Annotated in this window: 21 protein-coding genes and 2 pseudogenes; 13 read left to right on the plus strand and 10 right to left on the minus strand. The window is 73.2% G+C overall.

Translation table 11 applies throughout. The features are described 5' to 3' along the window. Window positions 1-171: 171 nt before the first annotated feature. Window positions 172-1242, minus strand: a complete 1071-nt coding sequence (locus tag ABT369_RS01500; RefSeq protein WP_350609457.1) for a sensor histidine kinase — start codon at window positions 1240-1242, stop codon at window positions 172-174. A gap of 25 nt (window positions 1243-1267) precedes the next feature. Here ABT369_RS01500 and ABT369_RS01505 point away from each other — a divergent pair, with 25 nt between their 5' ends. After that, entirely contained in the window at window positions 1268-1876 is a 609-nt protein-coding gene (locus ABT369_RS01505) for a response regulator (RefSeq protein WP_350609459.1), read from the plus strand. A 57-nt stretch (window positions 1877-1933) separates the two neighbouring features. Beyond that, window positions 1934-2887 carry a glycerophosphodiester phosphodiesterase family protein gene (locus tag ABT369_RS01510; protein WP_350609461.1) on the plus strand — a complete coding sequence of 318 codons (954 nt, stop codon included), beginning with the start codon at window positions 1934-1936 and terminating at the stop codon, window positions 2885-2887. 12 nt (window positions 2888-2899) lie between these two features. Here ABT369_RS01510 and ABT369_RS01515 read toward each other — a convergent pair whose 3' ends face one another. Further along, window positions 2900-3784, minus strand: coding sequence for an NmrA family NAD(P)-binding protein (locus ABT369_RS01515; protein ID WP_350609463.1), 885 nt, complete (start codon window positions 3782-3784; stop codon window positions 2900-2902). A 69-nt stretch (window positions 3785-3853) separates the two neighbouring features. Between ABT369_RS01515 and ABT369_RS01520 the strand changes: the two genes are divergently transcribed. Next, a complete protein-coding gene (locus tag ABT369_RS01520) occupies window positions 3854-4705 on the plus strand; it encodes a LysR family transcriptional regulator (RefSeq protein ID WP_350609465.1) in 852 nt (283 codons plus the stop codon). Here the strand turns inward: ABT369_RS01520 and ABT369_RS01525 are convergent. Then, window positions 4690-5172, minus strand: a complete 483-nt coding sequence (locus ABT369_RS01525; RefSeq protein WP_350609467.1) for a TolB family protein — start codon at window positions 5170-5172, stop codon at window positions 4690-4692. The two genes, ABT369_RS01520 and ABT369_RS01525, sit on opposite strands and share 16 nt — an antisense overlap. A 106-nt stretch (window positions 5173-5278) precedes the next feature. Next, window positions 5279-6118 (minus strand): LysR family transcriptional regulator, encoded by an 840-nt coding sequence (locus tag ABT369_RS01530; protein WP_350609874.1) that lies wholly within the window; start codon window positions 6116-6118, stop codon window positions 5279-5281. 75 nt (window positions 6119-6193) lie between these two features. Here ABT369_RS01530 and ABT369_RS01535 point away from each other — a divergent pair, with 75 nt between their 5' ends. Continuing rightward, window positions 6194-6901: an SDR family NAD(P)-dependent oxidoreductase gene (locus tag ABT369_RS01535; protein ID WP_350609469.1), complete on the plus strand. Its 708-nt coding sequence runs from the start codon at window positions 6194-6196 to the stop codon at window positions 6899-6901. 6 nt (window positions 6902-6907) lie between these two features. On the opposite strand, the gene ABT369_RS01540 is transcribed toward ABT369_RS01535, so the two are convergent. Further along, a complete protein-coding gene (locus tag ABT369_RS01540) occupies window positions 6908-7366 on the minus strand; it encodes a hypothetical protein (protein WP_350609471.1) in 459 nt (152 codons plus the stop codon). Between the two features lie 3 nt (window positions 7367-7369). On the opposite strand from ABT369_RS01540, the gene ABT369_RS01545 reads away from it, so the two are divergent. Next, window positions 7370-7891: an NUDIX domain-containing protein gene (locus tag ABT369_RS01545; protein ID WP_350609473.1), complete on the plus strand. Its 522-nt coding sequence runs from the start codon at window positions 7370-7372 to the stop codon at window positions 7889-7891. Between the two features lie 519 nt (window positions 7892-8410). On the opposite strand, the gene ABT369_RS01550 is transcribed toward ABT369_RS01545, so the two are convergent. Beyond that, the gene (locus ABT369_RS01550) at window positions 8411-8563 is read right to left on the minus strand and encodes a hypothetical protein (RefSeq protein WP_350609475.1); all 153 of its coding nucleotides are present in this window, start codon (window positions 8561-8563) and stop codon (window positions 8411-8413) included. 518 nt (window positions 8564-9081) lie between these two features. Between ABT369_RS01550 and ABT369_RS01555 the strand changes: the two are divergent. From ABT369_RS01555 to ABT369_RS01570, 4 genes and pseudogenes are all read left to right on the plus strand, one after another. Continuing rightward, window positions 9082-9357: pseudogene (locus tag ABT369_RS01555) on the plus strand (cellulose binding domain-containing protein); the annotation flags it as partial. 55 nt (window positions 9358-9412) lie between these two features. Beyond that, window positions 9413-10345 carry an acyltransferase family protein gene (locus ABT369_RS01560; RefSeq protein WP_350609477.1) on the plus strand — a complete coding sequence of 311 codons (933 nt, stop codon included), beginning with the start codon at window positions 9413-9415 and terminating at the stop codon, window positions 10343-10345. Window positions 10346-10382: 37 nt separating this feature from the next. Next, window positions 10383-10562, plus strand: a pseudogene (locus ABT369_RS01565) (SigE family RNA polymerase sigma factor); the annotation flags it as partial. A gap of 298 nt (window positions 10563-10860) precedes the next feature. Further along, complete coding sequence (locus tag ABT369_RS01570) at window positions 10861-11517, plus strand: hypothetical protein (protein WP_350609479.1); 657 nt, start codon at window positions 10861-10863, stop codon at window positions 11515-11517. 7 nt (window positions 11518-11524) lie between these two features. On the opposite strand, the gene ABT369_RS01575 is transcribed toward ABT369_RS01570, so the two are convergent. The 4 genes from ABT369_RS01575 to ABT369_RS01590 all read right to left on the minus strand — a co-directional run bounded on the left by ABT369_RS01575 (window position 11525) and on the right by ABT369_RS01590 (window position 15532). Next, complete coding sequence (locus tag ABT369_RS01575; RefSeq protein WP_350609481.1) at window positions 11525-12319, minus strand: PIG-L family deacetylase; 795 nt, start codon at window positions 12317-12319, stop codon at window positions 11525-11527. After that, window positions 12312-13403 (minus strand): glycosyltransferase family 4 protein, encoded by a 1092-nt coding sequence (locus ABT369_RS01580; RefSeq protein ID WP_350609483.1) that lies wholly within the window; start codon window positions 13401-13403, stop codon window positions 12312-12314. Before ABT369_RS01580 ends, ABT369_RS01575 begins: the two co-directional genes overlap by 8 nt. A 26-nt stretch (window positions 13404-13429) precedes the next feature. Then, window positions 13430-14425, minus strand: a complete 996-nt coding sequence (locus tag ABT369_RS01585) for a lysylphosphatidylglycerol synthase transmembrane domain-containing protein (RefSeq protein ID WP_350609485.1) — start codon at window positions 14423-14425, stop codon at window positions 13430-13432. A gap of 81 nt (window positions 14426-14506) precedes the next feature. Then, window positions 14507-15532, minus strand: a complete 1026-nt coding sequence (locus ABT369_RS01590; RefSeq protein WP_350609487.1) for a LacI family DNA-binding transcriptional regulator — start codon at window positions 15530-15532, stop codon at window positions 14507-14509. 113 nt (window positions 15533-15645) lie between these two features. On the opposite strand from ABT369_RS01590, the gene ABT369_RS01595 reads away from it, so the two are divergent. The 4 genes from ABT369_RS01595 to ABT369_RS01610 are packed head-to-tail and all read left to right on the plus strand — an operon-like array spanning window position 15646 to window position 20310. Continuing rightward, a complete protein-coding gene (locus tag ABT369_RS01595; protein ID WP_350609489.1) occupies window positions 15646-16947 on the plus strand; it encodes an ABC transporter substrate-binding protein in 1302 nt (433 codons plus the stop codon). After that, window positions 16944-17831: a carbohydrate ABC transporter permease gene (locus ABT369_RS01600; protein WP_350609491.1), complete on the plus strand. Its 888-nt coding sequence runs from the start codon at window positions 16944-16946 to the stop codon at window positions 17829-17831. Before ABT369_RS01595 ends, ABT369_RS01600 begins: the two co-directional genes overlap by 4 nt. After that, on the plus strand, window positions 17831-18712 hold the full coding sequence (locus ABT369_RS01605) for a carbohydrate ABC transporter permease (protein ID WP_350609493.1): 882 nt from the start codon (window positions 17831-17833) through the stop codon (window positions 18710-18712). Before ABT369_RS01600 ends, ABT369_RS01605 begins: the two co-directional genes overlap by 1 nt. Before the next feature lie 8 nt (window positions 18713-18720). Then, window positions 18721-20310: a glycoside hydrolase family 43 protein gene (locus ABT369_RS01610; protein WP_350609495.1), complete on the plus strand. Its 1590-nt coding sequence runs from the start codon at window positions 18721-18723 to the stop codon at window positions 20308-20310. Window positions 20311-20357 lie beyond the last annotated feature (47 nt).

Below are 20357 nucleotides of genomic sequence, written 5' to 3' on the forward strand. Positions count from 1 at the left end.
GGCTGAGCATCCGCGCCGCGGCGCCGCGCCGCGAGCGGCCCGGCCGCCCAAGTGCGCAAGATTCCTGCCAATTGGATCGTCGCCGTGTTCACCACCGCCCCGGCCGCCGTCGACGTCCCCGCGGTCTCCTGATCACGGCCCTGCCCGCCGCGCCCGGCCGCTGAGCCGGTATCAGGGCGCCGCGCGGTGCGTCGGCGGCTCGCGGAACTCGGCCGTCACCCGCCAGCCCCGCTCGGCCGGGCCGTAGGTGAGGGTGCCGCCGACCGCCGTGACGTCCTCGGCGAGGCTGGCGAGGCCGAAGCCGCCGCCGCCCGGCTCGCTCGCGGGCCGCCCGGACCCCGGCGTGCTGGTCAGCCCGAGCCGGACCGTCTCGCCCGCCCGGGTCACGGCCGCGTCGAGGCGGGCGCCGGGGCCGTCGTGCCGCAGGGCGTTCGTGGCCGCCTCGCCGACGAGCCGGAAGGCCACCTCGCGCACGGCGGCCGGCAGGGTGTCGAGGCCGGTGATCCCGTCCGCCTCCAGGCCCGCCTCGCGCAGGGCGGCCAGGCGGCCGTCGAGCGTGGCGGCGGCGTCGCGCTGGGCCTCCTCGGCCAGGGCCAGGCGGACCTCGGCGAGGGCGGCGCGGCCGGCTCCCAGTACGACATCCAGGCGCTCTTCATCGGCGGTCGTCAGGCGCGCCGTCGCGCGCAGGGCCTCGCCCTGCACGAGCATGACGGTCATCGTGTGCGCGAGCCCGTCGTGCAGGCGCCGGGCCAGCCGCTCCCGGGAGCTCGCGGTCGCCGCGGCCCGGTCCGCGAGGTGCCGGTCGAGGCGCAGCTGCGCGACCAGGGCCCGCTCGCGCAGCAGCACGCCGCGCTCGGCGCCGAACAGCCAGGTGACGATGAGCGCGCCCGCGGCGAGCAGCCCGCCCTCGACCGGGCCGTGCCGGATCGCGCCCGTCACCGTGACGAGCACGACCGCGCCGCCGCACACGCCCCACCGCACCCACGGCGAGCGGTGCGTGGCGGCGCCGTAGAGCGCGAGGGCGGCCGGCAGGTACCCGACCGCGCGCGCCATCCCGAGCAGCGAGTGCGCCGCGGTGGCCGCGGCGATGACCGCGAGCGCGGCGCCCGGGTACCGGCGGCGGACGAGCAGCGGCAGCAGCTGCACGACCGCGAGCGGCACCGAGACGACCGAGTCCGAGAGCGCGAACAGCACGACGACCAGCGCGAAGAGGGCGATGTCGAACGCGAGCAGCCTGCGCACCCGGGCTCCCCCTTACGATCGGACGGTGATCCGGCTCGTGATCGTCGACGACCAGGCCCTCGTGCGGGAGGGCCTGAGCCTGATCCTGGGCAGCCAGCCCGACATCGAGGTCGTCGCCGAGTTCGCCGACGGCGAGGCGCTGCTGGACGCCGCCCCGGACCTGGCCGCCGACGTCATTCTCCTGGACCTGCACCTGACCGGCCTCGACGGGGTGGCGGTGCTGCGCTCGCACACGTTCGACGCGAAGGTGCTCGTGCTGACCGCGGTCGGCAGCGCGGCCGACGTGCAGCGGGCCCTCGCGGCCGGCGCGGCCGGGTTCGTGCTCAAGGACGCGACAGGGGCCGAGCTCGCCGCGGCCGTGCGCGGGGCCCACGCCGGGGTGCGGCCGCTGAGCGCGTCGGCCGCCGAGCTGCTGTGGCCGCGCTCGGCGCCCGCCCCCGCCGCCGACCTGAGCGTGCTCACGTCCCGGGAGCGGGAGGTGCTGCGGCTGCTGGGCCAGAGCAACCGCGAGATCGCACGCTCGCTGGGCCTGGCCGAGCGCACGGTCAAGACGCACGTGAGCAACATCCTGGCGAAGCTGGCGGTGGACAGCCGCACCCAGGCCGCGCTGCTCGCCCAGGGACTAAGGGACTAGACCGGCTACGTCCTTCGCCGCTTCTCGCCCGGTTCCGGTCCTGGCAGGGTTGCGGCGATGCGACGGCGTTGGATCATCCTGGTGGTGGTGCTGTGTGTGGCCGCCCTGTATCTCGGCAACCGATCGACGACCGGCCGGCAGGCCGGCCGGCCGTTCCTGCTCGCCCATCGGGGCCTGGCGCAGACGTTCGACCTGCACGGCGTCGAGGCGGACACGTGCACGGCGACGCGGATCTTTCCGCCGCAGGTGCCGTACCTCGAGAACACCCTGCCGTCGCTGCGGGCCGCGTTCGACGCCGGCGCCGACGCCGCCGAGATCGACGTGCAGCTGACGAGCGACGGGCAGCTCGCGGTCTTCCACGACGCGCTGCTGGAGTGCCGCACGGACGGCACCGGCCCGGTCGGCGCGCACACCATGGCCGAGCTGCGCGCGCTGGACGTCGGCTACGGCTACGCGGTGAACGGCACGTTCCCCCTGCGTGGCAAGGGCGTCGGGCTGCTGCCGACGGTGCCGGAGGTCTTCGCGGCGTTCCCCGACCGTGAGCTGAAGCTGGACATGAAGCGCGACCAGGCGGCCGACGGCGAGGCGGTGGCCGCGTTCCTGGCCACCCTGCCCCCGGCGCGCCTTTCCGCCGTGACGGTGACCGGCGGCGACACGGCCGTGGCCGCGGTGGCGAGCCGCCTGCCACAGGTCCGGACGTCGTCGAAGGCCATCATCAAGAGCTGTCTGCTGCGGTACGCCGGGGAAGGCTGGACGGGCCACGTCCCGTCCGAGTGCCGCCACCGGGAGCTGATCGTGCCGATCGAGTACGGCAAGTGGCTCTGGGGCTGGCCGAACCTGTTCGTCTCCCGCATGGGCGAGGCGGGCACGCGCGTGGTGCTCGTCCGCTACCTCGGGGACTGGTCGGCCGGCTTCGACACCGCCGCCGACGTGGCCGGGCTGCCGGAGGGCTGGACGGGCGCGGTCTGGACCAACCGCGTCGACGTCGTCGCCCCCCTCCTGCGCCGCTGACTCGCCCGGTCGTCAGGACCGGGCGGCGGGCTCCAGCACCTCGGCGCACCACTGGCGGAAGGTCGTCGGCGTGCTCCACCGCGCGGTGCGCTCGACGCCGTTGTCGAGGCCCTCGTCCTTGGCCACGGCCATGTCCAGCATGGCCTGCGCCATCGGCTCGGAGACCCCGCGGCCGACCAGGTTCGCCTTGAACGTCTCGCCCGCGATCTGCTGGTAGCGCACCGGGCGCCCGAGCACGCCGGCGATCGTCGCGGCCATCTCGTCGTAGGTGATGTCCTCGGGGCCGAGCACCGGCACCTCCTCGAAGCCGGTCCAGGCGTCGTCGAGCAGCAGCCGGGCCGCGACCGCGGCGATGTCGCGGGTGGCGACGGCCGGGGCGGGGAGGTCCGGCCGCGACGGGCCGGAGAGGACACCCTGCGCCGTGATCGGCTGGAGCTGGCGCAGCGTGTTGTCCATGAAGGAGGGCATGGCCAGCGCGCGGTACGGCACGCCGGTCGCCGCGATCAGGTCGTCCATGGCGAGCGTCGCGGTGACGTGCCCGGCCCGGCCCGCGACCGGCGTGCCCCGGCCGAGCGCGGAGACGCCGACCACGCGGACGGCCGGGTGCGCCGCGAACGCCTCGACGGCGGGGCGGGCGAAGCCGGAGTACGCCTCGCCGACGGCGCCCGCGCGCGGGTCGGCCGGCACGAGCCAGAAGACCGCGTCGGCGCCCGCGAACGCCTCGGCCACGACGGCCGGGTCGGCGTGGGAGCCGCGGACGATCTCGACCCGCTCGGCGACCCCGGGCGCGAGGCGCGCCGGGTCGCGGGCCACGACGCGCACGGGCGCGCCGGCGTCGAGGAGGTGCCGGACGAGCTGCCGGCCGATGTTGGCGGTGGGTGCGGTAACCACGATCATGCGAGCAGTCAACGCCGATCCGGCGCGAGGCTGAAGGACCGATCCCGTCTCGATTGATACCCTGGCGATATGAGTGAGCTCGAGACGCGGCAGCTGCGGTACTTCGTCGCGGTGGCCGAGGAGTTGCACTTCGGGCGCGCGGCCGAGCGGCTCGGGATGGCGCAGCCGCCGCTGTCGCGGGCGATTCGCGAGCTCGAGCGGCAGCTGGGGGTACAACTGCTGCAACGCACGACGCGGCAGGTCGCGCTGACCGCGGCCGGGGCGGCGCTGCTGGACGACGCCCGGGTGGCGCTCGACGCCGTCGCGACGGCGGAGCGCCGGGCCCGGCGGGCCGCGCAGCCCGTGCCGTCGCTGCGGCTCGCGCTCAAGGCCGACTACGACGCCGGACTCCTGCCGCGGGTGCTCGACGCCTACGACGTGATGCCGGTCGAGCTGCTGCTGGGCGGGCACGGCGAGCAGGTGCCGGCACTGCACGACGGGCGGGCCGACGTGGCGCTGCTGCCGACGCCGTTCGACGCGCGCGGCCTGGACAGCGAGCCGTTGATCACGAGTCCGTGCGTGGTGGCCCTGGCGGCCGCGGATCCGCTGGCGGCGCGCACCTCGCTGCGGCTTTCGGACCTGACCGGGCGTCGCCTGCCGGACGGCTCCCCGGCCGAGCATGGCCGCATGGCGCCGGTGCCGGGGCGATCGTTCGACCTGTCGCAGATCTTCAACCTGGTCGAGGTGGGCGGGGCCGTGTGGTTCCTGCCCGAGTTCGTGGCGGCGCGCTTTCCGCGGCCGGGCACGGCCTTCCGGCCGGTGGCGGAGCTGGAGCCGGTGACGCTGAAGGTGGCGTGGCCGGCGGCCTCGCGCTCGCCGGCGGTGGCGGCGTTCGTGCGGGCCGCGCAGGCGGCGGTGCTCGAGGCTCAGCCGGTGATGTAGCCGACGAGCGGGGCGTCCTGGGTGGTGCAGGCGGCGGGGGTGAGGACTTCGGAGGTGGTGCCGCCGTCGGTGCCGGTGCGGAAGGTGCCGGGGGCGCCGGTGCAGGAGGTGGCGGTGTAGGTGATGCGCACGCCGCTGGGGTCCCAGGTGGGGTTGGTGCCGGTGCGGTCGCTGATCTGGTGCTGGTCGGTGCCGTCGGTGTGCATGACCCAGATGGTGCCGTTGTGGACGTAGGCGATCTGGGTGGCGTCGGGGGAGAGGGCGGGCTGGCGGCTGACGGTGTCGCTGGTGAGGCGGGTGGTGTGGCCGGCCTGCTTGAGGTAGATGGCGCCGTGGCTGGCGTAGACGGTGGGGGTGGTGGCGGCGTTGGTGGTGCTCGCGGCGGCGGTGGTGGTGCCGGCGAACGCGGCCGCGGCGGCGGCGATGCCGGCGAGAACGAGCGTGTGCTTGACGGTGGTGCGGTGCATCCCTGCCTCCAGTGTGTGTCGCGTCCGTGTGACGCAGGGACCATCGGCGCAACCGTCCGGCACCTGAAGGAAACCGTTCGCGAACCCGGTGTGACGAGGCCGGGCCTCACAGCCGCGTCGCGGCGCGGACGAGGTCGGCCACGGCGCGGGAGCGGCTGTGCGGGGGCCAGGCGATCAGCGTGGTGATCTCCGGGGCGTCCAGCAGGGGCACGGCGACCAGGTCGCGGCGCAGGTGGGTGCGGGCCGAGTCCGGGAGCACGGCGCAGGCGCGGCCGAGCGCGATCAGCTGGTACAGCTGCGAATTGCCCCTCACCTCGGGACCCCGTCCCGGTCTGTAGCTGCCGTCCGGCTCGGGCCAGCGGGGCAGCGGCAGGTCCGGCAGATCGGCGACGTCGGCCATGCGCAGGCTGGGCGCGGTCGTGAGGGGGTGTCCGGCCGGCAGCACCACGACCTGGCTCTCCACCGTGAGGACCTCGGTGTCGAAGCCGGCGGGCTCGTCGTAGGGCAGGTGCAGCAGCGCCACGTCCGCGCGCCCGTCGCGCAGGAGGCGCTCCTGCTCGCCGATCCCGCACAGCTGGACGTCGACGGGGACGCAGCCGGGCTCGGCGGCATACGCGTCCAGGAGCTTGGCCAGCAGCTCGCCGGAGGCGCCGGCCTTGGTCACCAGCACGATGCCGGGCTCGGGCGCCGCCGCGCGCCGGGTGCGCCGGGCCGCCGCCTCGACGGCCGCGAGCGCCGCGCGCGCCTCGCGCAGCAGCACGCCGCCGGCCTCGGTCAGGGCCACGCTGCGGCTGGTGCGCTCCAGCAGCGTCACCCCCAGCCGCCGCTCGAGCTGCCCGATCGCGCGCGACAGCGGCGGCTGCGCGATGCCGAGACGGGCGGCGGCGCGGCCGAAGTGCAGCTCCTCGGCCACCGCGACGAAGTACCGCAGCTCCCGGGTCTCCAGATCAATACCCACAGGGTATCGCGGCCGACCCCATCGGTGTTGGCGCCGGGTTCCGGCGCTGGCCAAGCTCGACCCATGAGCGAAACGAAGGTCGCGCTGGTGACGGGCGCGAACAAGGGCATCGGGTACGAGATCGCCGCCGGGCTGGGCGCGCTCGGCTTCCGCGTGGGCGTGGGGGCCCGCGACGCCGCGCGCCTCGCGGACGCGCTGGCCAAGCTGGAGGCGGCCGGCGTCGACGCGTTCGGCGTGCCCCTGGACGTGACCTCCTCGCCGGGCGTCGCGGCCGCGGCGGAGTCCCTGACGCGGCTCGACGTGCTGGTGAACAACGCGGGGGTGACCGGCGGGATGCCGCAGCAGCCGACCCTGGTCGACCTGGACGCCATCCAGCGCGCGGTGGACACGAACGTGCTCGGCGTCGTGCGCGTGACGAACGCGTTCCTGCCGCTGCTGCTGCGCTCCCCGTCCCCGCGGATCGTGAACATGTCGAGCTCGGTGGGCTCCCTGACGCGGCAGTCGGCGGGCGAGGTGGGGCCGCTGTCGGCCGCCTACGCGCCGTCGAAGTCCTTCCTCAACGCGGTGACGCTGCAGTACGCCAAGGAGCTGCACGACACGAAGGTCCTCATCAACCTGGGCTGCCCCGGCTACTGCGCCACGGACCTGAACGGCTTCCGCGGCGTGCGCACCGCGGCCCAGGGCGCGGCGATCGCGATCCGGCTCGCGACCCTCCCGGACGACGGCCCGACCGGCGCCTTCTTCGACGACGAGGGTGTCGTGCCCTGGTGACGCCGCCTATCCGGCCAGGAACCGTGCGACCTTCGCGTCGAACTGCCCGGCGATGCGCGAGAACCGCCCGGCGTCGAGTCCCGGCTCCCGGTAGAACATCTTGACCGTGTACGAGCCGTACCGGGCCCAGTAGACCCATCCGCCGCAGGAGCCCGGCCGCCCCGGCTGCGGGATCTCGCGGCAGTAGATCAGGGCCTGGTCGGCTTCCACACCCACCGCGAGCGGCGCGTCGTGCACGCTCCCGTCGCCGAAGTCTTCGCGGTCATTGATGCGCGGGTCACCCGCGTAGTAGCCGTAGAGAGCAGCGAACCCGGAGCGGTGCACGGTGATCGCCTGCTCGAGCTCGTCGCGCGGCCGCTCGACCGGCTGCCAACGCCGCACGGCGAGCGCGCCCGCGTCGCGCGAGGGACCGTCCTTCTCGAGCTCGGGTAGCGCACCGCGTTGCCGGGCGGGCCTATCCTGCACGGCATGACCATCGAAGGCGACCTCCTCGCCGAGGGTGAGCCGGAACGGGAGTTCACGCCGGGCATCGCCGCACGGATGGCCAGGAAGACGGTCGGCGGGTGCCTGCTCCTGCGGGACCCGGGCGGCCGCGTGGTGTTCGTCGAGCCGGTCTACAAGGCGACCCTGGAAATCCCGGGCGGCGGCGCGGACGAGAACGAGTCGCCGGCCGCGGCGTGCCGGCGTGAAGTGCGCGAAGAGCTCGGCCTCGACATCCCCGTCGGCCGGCTCCTCGTCGTCGACTGGACGCCGGCCCACGGCATCTGGAGCGACAATCTCACGTTCGTCTTCGACGGTGGCGTGCTCGACGCCGGCGCGGTGGACCGGCTGCGGCCGGTGGACGCCGAGCTGCGGGCCGTGCTGCCCATGTCCCTGGACGAGGCCGCGCCCCGGCTGAAGCCCTCGACGGCCAGGCGCCTCCGGGTCGCCGTCGAGGCGGCCGAGTCCGGTGCGGGGCCGCTGCACACCGAGTTCGGGCGGGCCCGATGACGGAGCTTCCCCGTTCCCAACATCACTGACGGCGACCGTCGCCGAGAAAGTTTCCCCGGGACCGGCGCGCCGGCGATGCCCAATCCGGCGAATTCGTTGACGCGCTTCGATGCATGGTCCTACGGTCCGCTCGGATTGGTACCTCCCATCTGAGCGGAGTGAGCCGATGAGCCGTCGAGGTCTGCGCCATCTCCTGCGCACCGCCCTGGCCCTGGCGGTGGTCGGGCCGTTCGCGGCCGGCACCGCGATGGCCGCCACCGGCGACCACGCCGCCCGTGAGGTGCCCGGCGTGAGCGGCGCCGCGGCGCTGCGCCTCGCCGGGGGTGCCGCCGATCGGTTCCGCCAGGTCACGGCCGACCGGATCAGCCGCCGGGCGGCCGAGACGGCCGGCACGTCCGCGGCGGCGCTCGACGAGGACCTGCACGACGCGTGGGGCATCTGGTTCAACGACCGGGCCTCGACCGGCCTGCAGGCCACCCACAGCGTCCAGAACATCACCACGCACGGCGGCGACGTCATCTACGCGCCGACCGCGCTGCCGCCCGGCGGGGCCTGCACCGAGATGACGACGGCGTACACGGACACGGGGCCGCTGCTGTGGGCCTGGGACTGGTGCGGCGGGCGGGACACCATCGGCAAGGTCGTGAAGATGGACGCGGCGTTCCGCGCCACCTACACCACGACGGTGAACGGGCAGGCCGCGTACACCATGCGCGAGGTCCAGACCTCGGCCGCGAACAATGCCTGGACGGTGTACCTGCTCAACGCCACCACCCAGGCCTGGGACACGTTCTACGCGACGTCCGGCACCAAGGACATCCCCGGCAGCACGTGGGACTTCTTCGAGATCTACACGACGATCAACCCCTCGACCGGGGCCGGATACTACTGCGCCGACGGCAACGGCAAGGTGTTCGAGGCCAGCAGCGTTCAGGTGAGCCAGAACGGGGCATGGGTCGCGGCGTCCAGCGCCAACTCCAGCCTCGGCGCCCCGCCGTCCGGGTCGAGCTTCGACTGCCCGGCGCTGAAGTTCAACATCGCACGCCAACGACCATTGGACGGCCGTCGACGGTACCGCGACGCCGACGAGCGCACCGCCCACCTCCACGAGACCGACCTCCGCCCAGCCGACCTCCGCCAAACCCACCACGGCCGGGCCGACCGGCACGAGCGGCGCCTGCACCGCCGCGTACACGCAGGCCGGCTCCTGGCAGGGCGGCTTCCAGGGCACCGTGACGGTCACCGCCGGCAGCGCGGCCATCAGCGCGTGGACGGTGAAGATGACCTTCCCGAGCGGCGTGACCGTGACGCAGCTGTGGAACGGCACCCTCAGCGGTTCCCCTCCCACCTACACCGTGCGCAACGCCGACTACAACGGGGCACTCGGCGCCCGTGCGTCGACGCAGTTCGGCTTCCTCGGCGGGGGCAACGCCGCGACGCCCGCCCTGACCTGCACCAGTCCGTGACAAGCGGGCCGTTCCGCGGAGTCCCAAACGCGCGGAGTCGATCTACGATCGCGCGGTGGCCGGAGAAAAGGCTGGTGGATGGGCCTATCTCCCGGCCCTCGACGGGGTGCGCGCGCTCGCGGTGCTCGCCGTCGTCGTGTTCCACGCGCAGCCCGGCTGGCTGCCCGGCGGGTTCCTCGGCGTCGACGCGTTCTTCGTCCTGTCCGGATATCTCATCACCGGGCGGTTGCTGCACGAAATGCGCACCACCGGGGGAATCGCCCTGGCCGCGTTCTGGGGGCGGCGGGCGCGCAGGCTGCTGCCCGCGCTGCTCGTGGTCGTCGTCGCCGTGGTGGTCGTCGGCCGGACGGTGCGGCCCGCGCCCGAGGTCACGGCGCTGCGGTGGGACTCGCTCGCGGCGCTGCTCTACGTGGCCAACTGGCGCATGATCTTCCGCGGCGGCGACTACTTCGCGGCCACCGCGCCGCCCTCGCCGCTGCAGCACACCTGGTCGCTCGGCATCGAGGAGCAGTTCTACCTGCTCTGGCCGCTGCTCGTCATCGCGCTGCTCAAGACCCGCGAATCGAAGGCGGCCCTGCTCACCGCCTGCGCGTCCGGCACGGCGATGGCGGCCTGGCTCTGCGCGCACTGGTACCACCCCGACGTCGACCCGGGCCGCGCGTACTACGGCACCGACAGCCGGGCCGCAGCCCTCCTGCTCGGCTGCGGGCTGGCGGTGCTGGCCGGCGGCCGCGCGCCGGCGGCCGCCGCGGCCGTGTGCGCGCTGGGGCTGGCCGTCGCGGTGACGCTTCGCCGGAGCGCACCCGCACCATCCGATCGTCCTGGACCTGAAGGGATCGTCTGCCCCGGCGGCGCGTTCACCTGGAACGTCAACGGGCTCAAGGTGCGCAGCGACGGGCTGCACTTCACGCCCGAGGGCGTCAAGCAGGTCATCGCGCCGTGGCTGCTGCCCCGCCTCAGGAACGTGGCGACGACGGGTTCTGCCTGAGAAGCAACCTTTCGCGGCGGTACGGTGTCCATGGATCATGCCGAGCTGGGACGCCCCGCCCTCGTTCGAGGACTACGTGCGGGACCGACACCGTGAGCTGCTGCGATTCGCCTGCCTGCTGAGCGGCGACGCGCACCTCGCGGCCGACCTCGTGCAGGACGCGCTCGAGCGGACCGGCATGGCCTGGCGGCGCGTGCGCAAGCACGAGGACCCGGGCGCGTACGTGCGGCGGGTCATCGTCAACCGGTACCTCAACCGGGTGCGCGCCCTGCGGCGCGAGCGGCTCACCGACACCGCCCCCGAGGTCGTGCACCTCGACGCCGAGCCGCCGGACGAGCAGCTGTGGCGGGCGATCGTGGCGCTGCCGAACCTGGACCGGCACCCCGGCGACCCTGCCGAGCCTGGCCCGCACCAGCCCCCGCCCGGACTCGGCCCCCTGCGCCGAGTCCGACTTCACCGCCCCGCCCTGGCTCGACGGCACCACGACGGGGGCGGACGGCACCAGGACGTACACGATGCTCGTCCCCAGCCAGCACTCCGGCCGCTGCACCCTGAGCGGCACCCCACAGCTCACCGCCGGCGGCACCGCCGTGCCCGCCGGCACGCTGGCGCCCCGGGCCGACGGCGTCCGGCAGCCGGCGACGGTCGACCCGGGCGAGCCGGCGCGCGTGGACATCGCGGTGACCCCGTGCCGCGCCGGGGAGCCGTCGCCCGGCGGCGCGCTCGCCGTGTCCATCGGCACGGCCCGGGTCGCGGTGCCGGGCATCACCGCCGAGCCGGGCTGCGGTTTCGCGGTGAGTCCGTGGTACTACCAGGCGCCCCTGCTCAACGCCCCGCTCACGGCCACCATGACCGCCCCGGCGACGGTCCGGCGCGGCACGACCCTCGTCTACCGGGTGACCATCACGAACACGTTCCCGCGCGCCTTCGGGCTCGACCCGTGCCCCGTCTACCGCCAGACCCTCGGCGACGCCCGGGGCACGTACCGCCTCAACTGCACCACGAAGAGCATTGCCCGGCACAGCAGCCAGACGTACGAGATGCGCCTCGACGTGCCCGCGACCACGCCCCCGGGCCCGGCGAAACTGTCGTGGATGGCCGCGATGTCCGACGGCACCGTGGCCATCGCGGACCGCGCCACCGCCGGCGTGACCGTACAGGTCCAGCAATGACAGCCCGCTACCTGGCCTCACGGTCGCGTGCTGTGCTGAAGATGTCGCCCGAGTGGGGTTGGCCGGGGTCGTGGCCGGGCGCGGTGAACCACTCGCGGCCGCAGACCGCGCGGAACACAGGGCCCGGCAAGCGCGACAGCAGGGCCAGGGTCCGAACGCCGGAGCCGCCCTCGGACTGCGACGCGTGGGCCTTCATGGCCGCGCGCTTCGCGTCTTCGTAGCGCCGGACGTCCACCACGTGCGTGATGTCCTCGCGTGCCGTGAAGACGCGGGACGAGTCGCCGAAGGGCAGGGACGGCAGGAAGCGCCCGGCCACGCGCAGCACGGCCAGCAGCGCGCGCAGCGACGAGCGGTCCACGGTTGCCTCGAGCAGCGGAGTTCCGGTCAACGCCGCCGCCGCCCGGGCCACCCGATGGACCTGCAGGTGATCCGGGTGCCCGTAGCCGCCGTTCGCGTCGTAGCCGGTCAGGACGTCCGCCCGCTCCGAGGTCAGGATCGCCGCCAGCCGGGCGGCCGCCTCGTCCACGGGCACGGACGCGAAGCCGCCGCCGGCCAGTCCCGAATCCGCATACCCCAGCGTCTCGACCCGCGCGCAGCCGAGCGCGGTGGAGGCCGCCATCAGCTCCGCGTGGCGGCGAGAGCCCAGATCGGCACTCAAAGAAGCCAGGCCCGCCTCGCCCAGGGTCGCGGTCACGAGCACGACGCGGTGGCCCTCCGCGGCGGCCCGGGCCAGGGTGCCGCCGGTCAGCAGGGTCTCGTCGTCGGGGTGGGCGTGGAACGAGACGAGCGTGTACCTACGCATGCGCCCGTCGGCCCAGGAACGACGCGGCGCGCGCGTACAGCTCGTCGGCCGCGTCCAGCACGGTGTCCCACCGTACGCACGGTGCCACCGCCCGGTTGTGGGCCGACACCGCGGCGACCCGTGACGGATCGTCCAGCAGCGACGACAGCGTGTTCTGCAGCTCGACGTCCGAGTGGACCAGCCAGCCCTCGACGCCGTGCTGGATGAAGTCCGCCACCCCGCTGCCGGCCCTCGCCACCACCGGCAGGCCCGCGCTGCGCGCCTCCAGGGCCGCGATGCCGAACGACTCGCGGGGGGCCGGAGCGATGTACACGTCCGCCGAGGCGAGCAGCGAGCGGATCGAGGTGCGGTTGAGTGCCCCGGTGAAGGTGATCTCGGGGCAGACGGGTGTGGCGCGCCGCAGGCGGGGCAGGAGCGGGCCGTCGCCGACGAGGATCGCGCGGAAGTTCGGGTTCGTCTCGCGCAGGGCGAGGAGGGTGCGCAGCAGGGCGCGGGGGCGCTTGCGGCGCACCATGCGCATCACCGAGATGAACGTCGGGATCGCCGACGCGGGGGGAGCGGGCGGCAGGAGCCAGGCGGCCGGGTCGATGCCGTTGGGCAGCACGGCCACCGGGGTGCCGTCCAGGGCCTCGCGCACGGCCCCGGCGGCGGCGCTGGAGACCGCCGCCCACTGCACCGGCCACGAGGCGGCGTCGAGCGTGCGGGCGAAGCGTCGTACCAGGGGAAGGATGTCGTGCCACATCGAGTGCACCGACACGACCGTCGGCAGGCCCGTCGTCGCCGCCGACCGGGCCGCCGTCCAGGCCAGCGGCGAGAAGGCCGAGACGTGGGCGTGGACCGCCTCGATGCCGTTCGCCCGCAGCGTGGCGCCGAGGGCCTCGCCACCGAAGCGGCGGTAGGGGCCGGCGCCGATGCCGGTGATGCGCAGCGTCGGAACGTCGTCCTGGAACAGGGAAGGGGCCGTCGTCGTCAGGACCATCGTCGAGTGGCCCAGGCGCGACTGGCGCAGGGCCAGGTCGTGCACCTGCAGCTCGACGCCGCCCAGGCGGGGGAGGTAGACGTCGGTGACATGGGCTATGCGCATCTACGGCAAGTCTTTCGTCAAGGGGGCTACGCGGTGCGCCGGCCGAGCAGCCACAGCGCGGTGGCGATCCCGCCGACGGGGATCTCGGCTACGAAGACGAACGCGCGGTACAGCAGCACCCCGGCCAGGGCCCCGGTGGGGTCGGCGCCAAGGGCGATGATGACCGCGATGGTGCCCGCCTCGACCACGCCCGCGCCGCCGGGGGTGATGGCGGCGAGGGTCAGGAGGCGCTCCGCGACGAGCCCGGCGAGGATGACGGGCCAGGGGAGGTACACGTGAATGGCGACGAAACTGAGCCACAGCAGCGCGCCCTGCAGGACCCAGTAGCCCGCCATGCCCCAGCTCAGCTCCGCCCAGCGGCGGCGGACGAGGCTGTCGGTGCCGTCGAGCAGCTCGGTGGTGGCCTTCGTCCAGCCCAGGGGGTCTTTCGATCGACGAATGCGGCCCCACACGCGCTCGGACCAGGCGACCAGGCGCAGCAGGGGACCGGCCCGGCCCAGCAGGGCGGCCGTGACCAGCACGCCGGCGAGCGCACAGGTCAGCGCGCACAGCAGCCAGAGCGCGCCGTGGCCGACGGGGGTCGTGTCGGCGGCCAGGAGTACCCCAACGGCCACCAGTGGCATGAAGAGCTTGGCGATGAGGTCCCACGCCTTGGACACCACGACGAACCGGGCGAACTCGAGGCCGGTGTGCCCCCAGCCACGGACCATCCCGAGGTTGAGCACGGTGCCGGCCACCCCGCCCAGCGGCAGCACGTTCGACACGGCGCTGCCGGACAGGTTCAGCGTCAGCGCGCGGCGGTGTGACAGGCCGGGCAGCGACGCGGTGAGCACCGAGGTGTGCACCACCAGGCCCAGCAGCCACACCACGCCCAGGAACAACGGCCAGCGCCAGCCGAGGTGCGCGATCATCCGCCACGCCTGGGACCACGAGGCACCGAGCTCGCCCAGGTGCACGGCCGACCACGCCACGAATCCGACCGCGCCGGCCAGCAGCAGCGACCGGCGCGCTTTCACCGCCATGCGGTCCCTCCCCCGTGCGGCCAATCAAGTCGCTCAAGGTCGCAGACGGAACCTGAAGAAATGCTGAACGGAGTGTTACGTCTAGATTGTGACAGCCGGAGCGGTACTTTCGCGCACAATCAGCTCCGTGGCGAGTTCAATGCGTGGCGATTCGATCCGCTCGCCGTTCACAATCCGTAGCAGCGTGCGTGCGGCGGCCACGCCCATCTCGTGCAGCGGCTGGCGCACGGTCGTCAGCGGCGGCGCGGTCCACTGGGCGAAGTTCAGGTCGTCGAACCCGACCACGCTGACGTCGCCGGGGATGGTGAGCCCGGCCCGGCGGACCGCCTCGTAGACCCCGGTCGCCTGCTGGTCCGAGCCGGCGAACACGGCGGTCGGCGGGTCCGGGAGGGCGAGCAGCGACTCGGCCGCGCGCAGCCCGCCGTCGTGGTGAAAGTTTCCGTACCGCACCAGCTGCCGATCCACCGGCAGCCCGGCGGACTCCAGCGCCGCGCGATACCCGGCGATGCGCGCCCGGGTGCACTGGAACTGCTCGTGCCCGCCGATCGCGGCGATGCGCCGGTGCCCGAGCGACGCCAGGTGCTCGGCCGCCGCGTAGCCGCCCGCGAAGTTCGTCGCGCCGATGGACGGCGTGCCCGGCGGCGGCTGGTTGACGGCATCGATGATGACGAACGGCAGGTTGCGCCGGCGCAGGTCCTCGTGCTGGCGTTCGGCCAGCTCGGACAGGACGAGGATGGCGCCCTCGGAGCCGCGCGCGAGCAGCGACTCGACCCAGCGGCGGGTCAGCGACTGCCGGTTGTGCACGGCCGAGACGACCAGGCCCAGCCCGGCCTCCTCGACGACCTCCTCGACGCCGGTGAGGATCGACAGCCCCCACACGCTGTCGAGCTCGTTGATGACGAGGTCGATGAGGTCGGTGCGGCGCCGCCGCCCGTTCTTGGCCGCGCGGGGCCGCTGGTAGCCGCGCTCGGCCAGCAGCCGCTCCACGGTCTGGCGGGTCTTCGCCGAAACATCCGTGTGCCCGTTGAGGACCTTCGAAACCGTCGAGACGGCGACCCGCGCCTCCCGCGCGATCTCCGCCATCGTGGGCCTGCCGTTCAGCGTCATGACCTCACCTGAGTTTCGAAAACCGTTGCCGCTGCGCCGGGGGTGCTTTGTGATCGGCACCGTACACCCCACACCCCCGTTTTCGAAATGTTTCTCGAAAGGACAGATGGCGCATGCGCACTTCTGCGTTGTTACGCGGAGTCATCGCCGCCAGCCTCGCTGTTTCGCTCACCGCCTGCGGCTCCGCCGGCCCCGGCACCGAGACCGCCTCGGGCGGCGGGGACATCCAGGTCTGGGCGATCCAGGACGCGGCCGTGAACCCGATCGCCACCAAGAGCATCGACGCGTACAACAAGGCCAGCAACAGCAAGGTCAAGCTGGTCACGTACGTCAACGACGCCTACAAGCAGAAGCTGCAGGTCGCCATGGGCTCCCCGCAGGCGCCGGACGTGTTCTTCAACTGGGGCGGCGGCAACCTCGCCCAGTTCGTGAAGGCGGGCCAGGTCGAGCCGCTCGACGACCTGCTCGGCAAGAACCCGGAGCTCAAGGACAAGTTCCTGCCGAGCGTCATGGACGTCGGCAAGGTCGACGGCAAGCAGTACGGCCTGCCGATGCTCGGTGTGCTCCCCGTGGTGCTGTTCTACAACAAGGAGGTCTTCAGCCAGGCGGGCGTCCAGCCGCCGAAGACCTACGCGGACCTGCTGGCGCTGGTCGACACCTTCAAGTCCAAGGGCGTCACGCCGATCGCGCTCGCCGGCTCGCAGGGCTGGACCGAGCTCATGTGGCTGGAGTACATGCTCGACCGCATCGGCGGCGCCGACAAGTTCAAGGCGATCGCGGAGGGCAAGGACGGCGCCTGGGCCGACCCGGCCGTCGTGAAGTCGCTGGGCGAGATCCAGGCCCTGGCCAAGCGGGGCGCCTTCGGCACCAACTTCGCCAGCGTCAACTACGACAACCAGGGCGCCTCGAAGCTGCTGGCCACCGGCAAGGCCGCGATGCACCTCATGGGCACCTGGGACTTCTCGGTGCAGCAGCAGGCCAACGCCGCCTTCATCACCGATGGCAAGCTCGGCGTGGTGCCCTTCCCGACCTACGAGGGCGGCTCCGGCGACCCGAAGTCGATCGTGGGCAACCCGAGCAACTACTACTCGGTGAACTCGGCGTCCAAGGGCAAGGAGCAGGCGGCGGACTTCCTCATCGAGTCGCTCGCCTCGGAGCAGTACATCAACGGCCTCATCGACGCCGGGCAGGTCCCCGCGGTCAAGGGGGTCGGCGACACCCTGAAGAGCAAGCCCAACGCGGACTTCACCACGTTCACCTACAACCTGGTGGCCGACGCGCCGAGCTTCACCCAGTCCTGGGACCAGGCGCTGAGCCCGTCGGTCGGCGCGGAGCTGCTCACGAACCTGCAGAAGCTGTTCCTCGGCGACATCACCCCCGACGCGTTCGTGGCCAACATGGCCAAGGCGAAATGACGACAGCAAAGGCGTTCGGCCCGAACAAGTCGGCTCGGCCCGGAGTCATCTGGGCCGCGCCGGCGGTCGTCTTCTTCGCCGCGTTCGGCATCCTGCCGGTCCTCGCGGTCGTGTACCTCAGCTTCACCAAGTGGAACGGCCTGGGCGACCCGGTGTGGACCGGCATGTCGAACTGGGCCGCGCTGGGCGACGACACCGAACTGTTCGGCTCGGCCGGGCGCACGGTGCTGCTGACCATCGTCTCGTGGCTGCTGCAGACGCCCCTCGCCCTGCTCATCGGGGTGTGGGCGGCCGGGCCGCAGCGCAGCCGGGCGGTGCTGTCGAGCCTGTTCTTCCTGCCGCTGCTGCTGTCCACGGCCGCGATCGCGGTCACCTTCGTGGCGCTGCTCGACCCCAACTTCGGCCTGGCCGAGAAGATCGGCGACGGCAACTTCCTCGGTGACCCCGACCGGGCGCTGTACGTCATCGCGTTCATCATCGCGTGGCAGTTCGTGCCCTTCCACACGCTGCTGTACCAGTCGGCGACCCGCCAGATCCCCCGGTCGCTCTACGAGGCAGCGGCGCTGGACGGGGCCACCGGCCTGCGGCAGTTCCTGTCCATCACGCTGCCCCAGCTGCGCAACACCATCATCGCCTCGTCGGTGCTGATGCTGGTCGGCTCGCTGACCTACTTCGAGATGATCCTGCTGACGACGAACGGCGGCCCCGGCACGGCGACCCGCGTCCTGCCGCTGCACATGTACATCAAGGGCTTCGTCGGCTTCGACATGGGCTACGCCAGCGCCCTGGCGGTGCTGCTCGTGGTCCTCGGCACCGCGCTGTCCATCGTCGTCGTCCGCTCCACCGGCTACCACCGGATGACCAGTGACCGGGAAGGTGCGTGATGAGCATCCAGATGCTCGATCGGCCGAGAGTCCAGCATGGACATTCGTCGCCGTCGGCACGGCAGCGGCAGCGCTGGAACTGGCCCGCCGGCATCGCCGCGGCGATCTGGCTCGTCATCGTCGCCGTGCCCGTCTACTACATCGTCATCACGGGCTTCCGCACCCAGGAGTCCTACATCGACGCGGGCCCGCTGGACCTGCCGCGCGACCTGACCCTCGGCAACTTCGCCGACCTGTGGGACCTCGGCTTTCCGACGTTCCTGTTCAACAGCCTCGTGGTGGCGTTCGGCACCGTCCTGCTGGTGCTGGCGGTCGCGCTGCCGGCCGCGTACGCCATCGTGCGCACCCCCAACCGCACGATCCGCGCGGCGTTCACCATGTTCCTGCTCGGCCTCGCGGTGCCGGCGCAGGCCGTGATCGTGCCGATCTACCTCATCATCACGCGCCTGCACATGTACGACACCCTGACCGCGATCATCCTGCCCACCGCGGCCTTCTCGCTGCCGATCGCGATCGTGGTGCTCACCAGTTCGCTGCGGGACATCCCGGGCGAGCTCTACGAGGCGATGACGGTCGACGGCGCCACCGCCGGGCGCATCTTCGGCCGCCTGGTGCTGCCGCTGGCCCGGCCCGGGCTGACCAGCGTCGGCATCTTCGTCGGCCTGGGCGCCTGGAACGGGTTCCTCTTCCCGCTGGTGCTCACCCAGAGCGAGGAGCAGCGGGTCCTGCCGCTGGGGCTGTGGAACTTCCAGAACCAGTACGGCACCAACGTCCCGGGGCTGATGGCCGCGGTCGTGCTCTCCGCCGTGCCGGTGCTGGCGCTGTACCTGTTCGGCCGCCGTCACCTGCTCAGCGGGCTCGCCGCCGGATTCGGCAAGTAGCAAGAAGAATGGGAACCACTGTGAACATCGTGAACCCGGTGCTGCCCGGATTCCACCCGGACCCGTCCATCCTGCGGGCCGGCGACGACTACTACCTCGCCACCTCGACCTTCGAGTGGTACCCCGGGGTCCGCCTGCACCACTCCCGGGACCTGGTGCACTGGCGGCCGATCGGCGGGGCGCTGGACAGCCTGCGCCTGCTCGACATGACCGGCGATCCCGACTCCGGCGGCATCTGGGCGCCCTGCCTGTCCTATGCGGACGGCCTGTTCCACCTCGTCTACACCGACGTGAAGTCCTACTCGGGCTTCTGGGACACGCCCAACTTCCTGGTCACCGCGCCCTCCATCGAGGGGCCGTGGTCCGACCCGGTGCCGCTGCACGCGCAGGGCTTCGACCCGTCGCTGTTCCACGACACCGGCGAGGGCGGCGACGGGCGCAGCTGGCTGCTGTCCAACCGGACCGACTGGCGCCCGGGCAACCCGTGGGCCAACGGCATCATCGCGCAGGAGTACGACCGGGCCGGGCGCAGGCTCGTCGGCGAGCCCGTCACCATCTACACGGGCACGCCGGCGGGCATGACCGAGGGGCCGCACGTGTACCGCCGCGACGGCTGGTACTACCTCGTCACGGCGGAGGGCGGCACGGAGTGGTTCCACCAGGCCACCGTCGCCCGCTCGCGGGACCTGCTCGGCCCCTACGAGACGGACCCGGGCTCGCCGCTCATCACCTCCGTGCACCGGCCCGACCTCGCGCTGCAGAAGGCGGGCCACGGCAGCCTCGTGGACACCCCGGCCGGTGAGTGGTTCTTCGCGCACCTGACCGGCCGGCCGCTGAGCCCACGGGGCCGCTGCGTGCTCGGCCGCGAGACGGCGATCCAGCGCGTCACGTGGACGGAGGCGGGCTGGCCCCGGATCGACGGTGGAGTGCCGCACGACGAGGTCCCCGCCCCGCGGCTGCCCGCGCACCCGTGGCCGGACGAGCCGGAGACGGACGACTTCGCCGCGCTCGGGCTCGGCGTGCACTGGGCGACCCTGCGCCGCCCGGCGGCCCGCGACTGGGTGAGCACCGAGGCCCGCCCGGGCCACCTGCGCATCCACGGCGGCCGCTCGGCCGGCGCGCTGATGGGGGAGAGCCTCGTGGCCCGGCGGGTGCAGCACGCCCGCGCCACGTTCGAGGCGACGGTCGAGTTCCGGCCCGGGCACTTCCAGCACATGGCCGGGATCACCGCGTACTACAACAGCCGCAACTGGTACTTCCTGCGCGTCGGCTTCGACGAGCGGCTCGGCGCGGTCGTGGACGTGCTGTCCAGCGACCGCGGGCGGCTGCGGCTGCACGGCCCGGCGGTACCGGTCGCGGGGGCGGTGCGGCTTCGGCTCGACCTCGACGGGGGCGCGCTGCGGGCGTCGTGCGGGGAAACCGAGTGGGGGCCGTTCGACGCGTCGATCCTCTCGGACGAGTACGTCCGCGAGTTCGACGGCGACCTCGCCCGGGCGTGGGGCTTCACCGGCGCCTTCTTCGGCCTGTGGGTGCAGGACATGACCGGTGGCGGCCTGCCCGCCGACTTCTCGGCGGCGACCTACAAGCCGCAGCCGTAGGCCGTCCGGATACCGGGCCCGCCGCGCGGGGTGCGCGGCGGGCCCTT

The sequence above is a fragment of the Dactylosporangium sp. NPDC000244 genome (assembly GCF_040300725.1).
Lineage (GTDB): Bacteria > Actinomycetota > Actinomycetes > Mycobacteriales > Micromonosporaceae > Dactylosporangium.